Origin of the sequence: Burkholderia sp. Ac-20344 (genome assembly GCF_017104975.1) — a bacterium.
In the GTDB taxonomy this organism is placed as follows: Bacteria; Pseudomonadota; Gammaproteobacteria; order Burkholderiales; family Burkholderiaceae; genus Burkholderia.
This window is the reverse complement of the sequence record NZ_JAAGPP010000240.1, coordinates 1-8,843: the sequence shown is the minus strand read 5'-3', so window position 1 is coordinate 8,843 and position 8,843 is coordinate 1. Positions and strand designations below refer to the sequence as shown.

4 protein-coding genes and 2 pseudogenes are annotated in these 8,843 nt (G+C 58.7%); 1 reads left to right on the top strand and 5 read right to left on the bottom strand.

Annotation, left to right across the window (positions count from 1 at the left end):
- Positions 1-158: 158 nt before the first annotated feature.
- Positions 159-383, bottom strand: a pseudogene (locus G3N64_RS40300) (transposase); the annotation flags it as partial.
- 83 nt (positions 384-466) lie between these two features.
- Between G3N64_RS40300 and G3N64_RS37105 the strand changes: the two are divergent.
- Positions 467-673, top strand: a pseudogene (locus G3N64_RS37105) (IS630 family transposase); the annotation flags it as partial.
- Between the two features lie 60 nt (positions 674-733).
- Here the strand turns inward: G3N64_RS37105 and G3N64_RS37100 are convergent.
- The 4 genes from G3N64_RS37100 to G3N64_RS37085 all read right to left on the bottom strand — a co-directional run.
- Positions 734-2,161, bottom strand: coding sequence for a hypothetical protein (locus tag G3N64_RS37100; RefSeq protein ID WP_205788584.1), 1,428 nt, complete (start codon positions 2,159-2,161; stop codon positions 734-736).
- Positions 2,158-7,011 carry a zeta toxin family protein gene (locus tag G3N64_RS37095; RefSeq protein WP_205788583.1) on the bottom strand — a complete coding sequence of 1,618 codons (4,854 nt, stop codon included), beginning with the start codon at positions 7,009-7,011 and terminating at the stop codon, positions 2,158-2,160. Before G3N64_RS37095 ends, G3N64_RS37100 begins: the two co-directional genes overlap by 4 nt.
- A 601-nt stretch (positions 7,012-7,612) precedes the next feature.
- On the bottom strand, positions 7,613-8,191 hold the full coding sequence (gene sodB, locus G3N64_RS37090; RefSeq protein WP_011352986.1) for a superoxide dismutase [Fe]: 579 nt from the start codon (positions 8,189-8,191) through the stop codon (positions 7,613-7,615).
- 226 nt (positions 8,192-8,417) lie between these two features.
- Positions 8,418-8,843: exodeoxyribonuclease VII large subunit (locus tag G3N64_RS37085; RefSeq protein ID WP_277399160.1), on the bottom strand; the 426-nt coding region annotated here is incomplete at its 5' end.

Sequence of the window (8,843 nt, the reverse complement as noted above, 5' to 3'; positions counted from 1 at the left end):
AGACAGCTACAGACTGAAACAGCAACGCCAAGCCGGCCACGTTTCGTCATCGAAGAGGTAACGACTGGCTCAGTTTTACTTTGCGCGATCAGGCGCGAAGTGGCTCAAATTTCAAATGCGTTTGACACCAATGCCGCATCGACCACCTCGACGCTCAGCAGTTCCGTGCTTGGCACGCTCGGCGCAACATCCAGTGCAGGGACGACCAGCTTGCCTTCACGATATTGCTTGCGCCATCCGAACACCACATTGGCGTTGATGTCGTGCCGTCGCGCAACAATCGACACCGACATGCCAGGCTCCAACGTCTCCCTGATCACCTGCTGCTTGAATTCTTGCGAGTACGTGCGATGGGGATGGGCTCGATTCCCTGCGTTCGACATGGCTGACTGGCTCCGTCAATCTAAACGCGCCCATCATGCGTTGGAAAAATCAGCATTGGAAAACGGTCCGGCCGAGCCGCTTACAGATCGAACGCTTCTTTGCGTTGATCACCGACAAGGCAATCCGTCGTGGCTCGTTCGGCTCGGTCAAACAACTGATCAAGCGAATCGATCAATTCGTCTCCCACTACAACGAAAACTGCAAGCCGTTCGTCTGGACCGCGTCAGCCGACTCCATCCTCGAAAAGCTACATCGACTTTGTTCGCGAATCAGTGGAACAGGACACTAGACCGTCTTGTACATACTGTTCGCTTCATGAGCAACCGTAGTCTTGCCATCTCACGGCATGTTAGGTGCCACACGGCAGCGGCGGGCGGGTATCGCCGGGCCAACAATCTGAGGCAAAGGTGCAGCCGCGACAACAAAGGCTCGCGTCAATCATGTGTATCTGACAACGGGGGTCTCTGCGGTCCATAACATCACGGTGAGCGCAGTGGTGAGGTGTTTCGTCGATGAAGAGGGCCCTCGGGATCGCCAATGCAGGCCTAGAAATCGCAGATGGTCCTGCTGCCAGGCGGACGAAATTGCAAACGCTCCATTTATGGAACCTGCAGTCCACATCGGGGACAGTTTTAACAAAGTGAGTCGCTTGGCCAGTAACGATGATCCAATTATCACGCTCTCGGGGATTCGAACGCGCGAGCGGCCGTGTGACCGACGGTTTGTTCATCGGTTCGGGCGGGAATCCCGGAAAATCGACAATCGGCGCGGGTCGAAGCTCAATGTCGAGCTGCGCTCCCGTTCGTGCCAGTAGCGCCGCGGCGCCGGCAGCCAGCCTTTCGACGTGCGGACCTAGAGAGAGTTCGTCCGTTGTCTCGTCCTTCGTGTACTCGAGCAAGGACTCCTCAGATTCCTCGAGCACCGTCAGGAGCATGTTGTCCGCCCCACGCAGTACCAGCGCGGGATAGACCGATACGCGTGGCTTTCGCCCAAAGATGGGTGTTCCGCTTGCTTCGTAGCTCACATGAATCGCGTGAAAACATGCGACGACCAAGTCCTTTGTGAGATAGCTCAAGACCTGAGTAGGCCGCACGTTGAAGGGGGTCTCTGCGGCGAGAGCGTTCTTCGATATCAGCCGAAATATTTCGCTGGCTTGAGCCTTGAAATTCTGCTTATGAAAGATCTTGATCTTGACGTCTTCGACGGTGCCTTCAACGAAGGCCTGTACTGGGTCAACGAACACGACGATCCATTGACCACTTGTGATCACGGCTCTGGGCAGAGTGTGGCCATATTTGTCTTTCAGACCTTTAACGTAGCCGCCTACTTGATCGATGTAGTCATGCCATTGCCCCGCTATCGGAGAGCCTTTCGCCTCCCCACCGCTTCTCCAATGATTGATTCCATCACCCAACAGGGTTGGGGCCTCATAAGCAACTTTCCTTCGCGGCTGCAGAAACGCCTTGTCCCAAGCTTTGGCCTCAATGAGTAAGGCTGGAGCATTGGTGTCTGCTCTGACACCAAGATAGTCCATAAACGTGGTCGTCTCGCCCTTGAGACGAGCCTCTTCAGCCATGTCCCCACCCAAGCCGAGCGACCAACCAAGCAGCTCGACGAGCTCATCTAGGAAGTGAACGCGAGTCGTGTGTTCATGAGGATCGCCTGCCTCCGCGCCGGCGAACTCAGGGCGCGCGTCGGCAGCGATCGACGCATCGAAGCGATCAATCAGATCGGCAAATCGTTCGATGAACTCTGCCTCTGTGACTTCGCGAATCACTGGAGCAGCTCCGGCAGACGATAGAGCAGCTTTCTGGCCGACGGCCACCCTGCCTCCATGAAGATCTCGAGGCAATCCACGAGCGCCTGGCGTCGTTCTTTAGCCCCAAAGATTTCCTTGCTATCCGCCAGGAAGCTGCTTATGAGGCGCACCATCAGTTCGGTACCCAACGGTTCGTATTGGTAACCGCCCTTCGCACCGCCTCCTCGAATCGCACGCGCGGTCAGATCGAAGGCCCGCTCCGGGTCCTGCGGGGCCAGAATCTCCACCAATTGGAGAAGTTGGTAAATGGTGTGCGGCTGTGCTTGATCGGCGATCAGCTCGAGCGTCGAGGCTACTTCGCGCAAGTAAATTTCACACCCTGCATCGTCGATGCCCGTACCGCCGTTGACTCGACCGGTCGCGAAATAGAGCTGCATGGCTGCCTTGTCGACGAGCTCGATGCACGCTCTCAATCTCGGCACCTGGTCGTCCTGAACAGCAACGCTCGGGTCATACGTTGCAAGTGGTCCACTGGCAGCAACTACGATTCGGTGAAGAAGGGCTTGGGCCCGATGCCGAAGCGCACTGTCCTCTGATTGACCAGGGTGCAGGCCCAGCACGACTGCATCACGGAGCGTGAACACAATCGTTCCGAGCTGTTCGCTGTGCACAGACGGGTCGTCCAGCCATCTTGACAGGACGGCCTCCGCTGAGGCTTTCTGATGGGTCACCGAAAGAATCGCAACGATGTCAGCCAGAGACGCTTCAAGATCAGCCTGCTTCGCCGTACCGCTGTACCGCGCAAGGAGTGCAAGAATCAGCCGTTCGCTGCGGTCGGGCTCGACATGAATGACCCGTCGCAGCACATTGACGGCGGAGCCCAAGACCGCAAAGTTGCTCTCTCGTTCAAGACGAAGTTCGAGGCGCAGCCAGAAACCAGCCCGATCGAGTTCCCACAATCGAATAAGATGCTCGACCGACTGAGACCGCGCTGCCGGATGGCGATCATCTAGTAGGCGATCAATATCCTCCGCAAGTCGTGGGTACAGATCGGCCCGCTGCAGACAAACGTCCAGCACTGCCGTTGCGGCCTCAATGCGAGCGGCAGGCCCGCCCCAGGACTGGGACTGTTCGTATTGAGACTCCGTCTCGTCGGTAACCTCCGGATTGTCAGAGGTAGCCGCTATCCGAACAAGCGCAAGATAACGATCAGTCGGATCGAAATCCTCCCCGACAACTAAGCGCTCGCCCTGCGCAAGTTGTCCACACCCCTGGCCGATGACGCCTTCGCCATGGCTACGCAGCGTTTCGTCCAAGTCAGGAGCATCCAGGCCACGAACGATTGCCTCGAGCAAGTCGAGCGCGCGCGCCGTATCGATTTCGTCGTTCGATGGGCGACCAGGCTTGGCCTCCATGTAGTCCCGGGCCGCCTCGATGGCTTCCATGACGGTGATATTCGACTGCCTATCTCTATCCAGGTCTTCGATCCAGAAGAAGGGTTTGGACTCACCAAATCCGCGTGTGATCCGAAATGGACGCTCGTTTCGACGGGCGCGCTCGACCGATTCCGCCGAGGTGGCCACAAGGGTCGCACGTGCACTCTCCGTGACGAGTTGATCAGGTCCGATGATGCTATACAGTCGCTGGATCAGGCGTTCCCTCGCTGCTTCCGGTGCTGTATATGCTTCCATTGCGAAGGTTGTCACCGAAGTTTCGAGAGCTTCCCGCTCAGCCATGCTGCGTCGCCCGTACCCGTGGGCGACGAGGTCGATCGCATCCTTCTGAGTGTCGATATTGGAGAGCCAGGCTTCATCTGCCGCAATTGGCCAAAGCAGGTCGATCAAGCTATCGTTGCGTCGCACTGCCGCGAGGAAGAGCCTGGCCCATGTCAATGCCCATGGTGATGAAGTCGATATCTGTTCTGCAACCACGCGAGCATCGGACTCGGGCAACATAACAAATGCAGGCAGGAACTTCGCGATTAGGGCGTCGCCATCCCGGCCATGCATGTAATCAGGGTCGCCAGCCCAGATGTGACTCAGGTCTGTTTCAAGTCGGACAGTCCGGCCATCGATCGTTCGGGTGATAACTTCGCGCTCTGCCGGCTTGTGCTCCTGTCGTATGTAGTGGTCTACCGATTCCACAAATGCTCGAGTGGCCACTTGAGGGTGATTTTGTAAAAACGTCGGGAAGAACTCACACAGCGAGAACAGCGCCATGCCGTAGTCCTGCCTAGAGTTCGACGTCAGAGATAAGATCTGACTTCGACCGCCCATGCTGGTAGTGACATCGTCTTTGACCGTGCCTGCGTACGTCCTCGAATACACGGTCGCAGCGAAATCAGGATCGACGTCGGTCAGTTTGGAAATCTCACGGCAGAGCGCTGGAACGTCCTCCCAGTTGTGTGCATCGGCGCGCTGAGGTTCGAAGATTCGTTCTAAGAGCGCTCGAGACTCCGAAGGCGCAGTCGGGTAAGTGGCGACGACATTGGGAATGGCTAGCGCAGCATCGATTCTCGACTCAGGATGGTCGAACACGAATCCCAACAGCGCTCTTGCCGCAAGACCGACAGCCTCACCTGTCTGAGACGGATGCGCCGTGTTGATCAAGAGGTAAAGCAGCGTCCTCAATGGGAAAGGAACTCGCTCGACACTGGCAGCAAGTTCACCGGCGAGCGAGACCCATGGTGTGAGACTCACATTCGGACGGTCTTCTAGCCGCACCGCCAGCGCAGACACCACGTGCCAAAGTGCCGTAGGCACCATGTCTCGACCGTCGGCGACATGCTTTGCGATGGCGTGAGTGTCTTCAGCATTCTCCGGCAGCTCTGCGCTGAGTCTTCCAGCTACGCTGCGAAGGATTGGGTCTCCCTCCGGATTGGCGACCATCCTTTCGACGGCGATCCAATAGCGCTCATGATCCGGCTGTGCCCCCCAGAGCTCCTGCAGCAAGAAGCCCATCGCTGGCGCAAGCATCAGACCAAGCGTCTGAGCTTTCAGGTACTGCACCTCGCCTGAAACGAGTCCATCGACGTCCATCAGAAGTCGCGACGCGGCATAGTCAAACAGAAGATGGTGACGGAATTGGATAAAACGCTCGTTCTCGACCTTGGCTAACACGCCCTTGAGAAGAAGTGCATCCAATGCATCGGGTGCCGTGGCAGCGATGACATGCGTCTGGGCTCGCAGCGCTCGGTTATTGACCATCGTCTCAACAACTAGGCGCAAGCAAGCTTCGGCGCCGGAGCCCAATGGCGTTACCCGGTGCTCCCAGTACAGCCTCAGCAGGCCCGCTTGGTTAGCCAGCTCGCGAAGTGCTTCAGCACCCATCCCTGTGCGGAGCAACTCGCCGATGAGACGCGTGTTGAAAGGCACAAGTGAAAGTTGTTGAAGCTTCGTTGGGGCGCCATCGAGGGCGGTACGGAGTTCTGGCGCTTGGTTCAGTACTTGGTCGAACTCTTCCTCCGACCATTCAGGCACAACCAGATGCCTCACCGTTGGGAACGCGGCATCCTGGTAGTCCGGGTTGGCAGGGCGGCCTGCGAACAACTCACGGAATCGGACGCCCATACGCAGGTCGAATGTCCGTATCGAGGCGACGACTTTCCAGCGGCCCTTCAAGGCGAGAACGCGCTCAATCAGTGTTCGGAACGCACCTTCTCCCTGTCCGCCACGAGTAGCGTCGAGGGCATCGACGACTAGCCATCCACCCGATGGGCCGTCCCAGGCTTCGAGCACTTTAACCAGATCGTGTTCGAGATCCAGTTCGTTCTTCAGTCCAACCAGGTCTTGAACGCTATAGCGGTCGACCGCGAGTTCGACAACGTCTCCATGGCTCCTCAACTCACGGGCCAGCGCGTTAATGACAGCGCTCTTGCCGGCACCGGGCTCGCCAATCAAGAGGAGCGATCCATCCTGAGCCGCGGCTAAGGCGGCTGCCTGGCACTCCCGGGTGATTCGGATGACACCCTCGGTTCGCTCGATCTGTTCGTAGGGCTGCAAGTCGGCGGCAATTTGCGCCGAGTGCTCCCTAAGCTTGCGGATATCATTTTCGAAGCGCGGCGGCGCAGACAGCGGCACTTGCGCATGCATGACGGCTTGCCGCAGTTGAGGTAAGTCGCCACCGCTTCGCTCGGTCATCCAGCGCTGGCTGATCTGCGTCAGCGCAGTGATCAAAGGTCGAGCCTGATCCGTCGTTGTCGCCGTCCCCGCCAGCCCCTCCATGACATTGGCGTACGCCCCTGCCGGGTCGAACGTCATCACTCTCACAAGCTGTGCAACACTTCGAAGCACGGTCGGACTCCATGGTTCGGCCGTAGTGTTGCCCCAAGCCTCACGCATGCATGTCTCGAACACCTCAAGTGCCTTTTGCTGATCTTGCGTCATCGCACGTGGTGATGGCTGCGAGTAAGACCTTAGCGCAGCCGGGAGATCTACGCGAATTGAAGCGGGCGCCGTGGGCCCTACTGCCAGCACGAGTCGATCCTTGCTCGGATCGAGGCAGCGATCCCAAAGTTGTTCGCCCTGACCATCGCGGCAGACAAGCCAGTGTCGAATGAACTGCTGGATGGTCTTTGCCAAGCCGCCATCAGACCCGGACGAGAGGTTCACGGTCGTCTTGGCCTGCACCGCGATGAACCCATCTTTCGAGGTTGCCACCAGGATATCGTCCACCGGTGCCTCGGTCTCGAAGCGAATCCAGACAGGAACGGCTGCCCCCAATTCCAGTACATAGTCGACCGGAACTTGGGCAAGCAACTGCAAGCCGAAGAGCGCCCCAAGCTGGGCCTGAAACCCAGTACCCCCTGCTGCTGCAGCGCCACCGCTGGGGATACCGCGGGAACTAGTCGGATGCTGTGAGGTTGCCAAGTTGACTCGCTAAAGTTGACTTCGGGGTATGGCCGCCGTGATTGTACAAGGCGAACTGCTCTCAGTCGGGTAGACAGGCCGCGCCCTCGTCTAAATAAGGTATCGCCCAAACTAGCGGCAGCGTGTCAAAAAGCTTTCGATCACTACAAACGCCGCGCGAGGATAACCATGGGGGCTCAGGCACTCGCCTGTGATTTTTCATCGTTAGGTAGCTTTGGGCCGCAAAACTGCCATTCGTACTAGTCGCGGGCGCGACGTTAGTAAAGTAGGCCATAGTTGCCGCCGGCCGATGATGCGACGCACATCGCCGACCCGAGTCGTTCGCACCAGGTCAACGATGCTCAGATCCAGGCGGTCACCGCCCACTGCTCGCGGAGCGATTGAGATTACTCTCACTGAACCCCAGTTGACGCTGTGGCAGATAACCCGCCTACCGTTGGAAGTCGAGGATACCCAAAAGAGCGAGCATAAAAAGCAGAAAGCCCTCATACCGAGGGCCTTCAATTTCATTACAATTTCAAAACTTTATTGCACTGCTCAGTCTGGATTTTCCAATCTTTATTGCACTTTCCAGACTATATTGTCACGCTACAGCCAGACCTTACGCGAAGTTCTTCGCTGCGAAGTCCCAGTTCACGATGTTCCAGAACGCTTCGACGAACTTCGGACGTGCGTTGCGGTAGTCGATGTAGTACGCGTGTTCCCACACGTCGATCGTCAGCAGTGCCTTGTCGGCGGTCGTCAGCGGCGTCGCTGCGTTGCTCGTCGACACGATGTCGAGCGAACCGTCAGCCTTCTTCACGAGCCATGCCCAGCCCGAACCGAACGTGCCGACTGCGGCCTTCGTGAACGCTTCCTTGAATGCGTCGTACGAACCCCACTTCGCGTTGATCGCGTCGCCCAGCGCGCCCGTCGGTGCGCCTCCGCCGTTCGGCGACAGGCTGTTCCAGAAGAACGTGTGGTTCCAGATTTGCGCAGCGTTGTTGAAGATGCCGCCCGACGACTTCTTCACGATCTCTTCCAGCGACAGGTTTTCGAATTCCGTGCCCGGGATCAGATTGTTCAGGTTCGTCACATAAGCCTGATGATGCTTGCCGTAGTGGTACTGGATCGTCTCGAGCGAGATGGTCGGCGCGAGTGCGTCTTCAGCGTACGGGAGCGGCGGGAGCGTATGAGCCATGGCGATTCCTTCGTTGAGTATGTAGGGAGGCTGTGTTGGATGCTGCCGAGCGTCCGATTGTAGGCGAGGACGAATAACCCCGCAAACTCACGGGCCATTTATCCGCGGTATGCGGAAAAGCGATGTTGGCGCATCGTCCGGCAGGACGAGCCGGCGATGCGCAGCATCCGTTCCCGTGCACGATGCGGCCGTTGCAGCAGCCTGCGTGCCGCTCGCGCCACTTACATCAGATCGTATCGGTCAGCCGCGGCTGCACGTCGGCGAGCGACACGTCGGCCGAGCCTTCGGCAAGATGCACGGTCAGGCGGCGCTGCGGCTTCAGCGCGTTCGGCGAGCGTACCGCACGGCCCGTCTGCGCATCGATCAGCGCTGCATAGCCGCGCTCGAGCGTGCGCTGCGGGCTCAGCACCTCGAGCCTTGCCGCACAGGCTGACACGCGAGCCGTGTCGCGTTCGTGACGGCGCTGCAAGGCCAGCACAAGACGCTGCGACAGCCCCGCGAGCGCCTGCTGCGCCTGCGACGGATCGGGCCGCGCACGCTGCCAGCGCAACTGCGCAAGCGCGAACCGCGCGCGGGCGTCGCGCACCGGCCGCGACGCCGCCGATGCAAGCCGTACCGCGAGCTGCTCGATGTGCGTGCGCTGCCGCTGCAG

Bases quoted from the DNA above. Each gene is read 5' to 3' on its own strand.
- sodB (WP_011352986.1), bottom strand. From the start codon at position 8,191: ATGGCTCATACGCTCCCGCCGCTCCCGTACGCTGAAGACGCACTCGCG.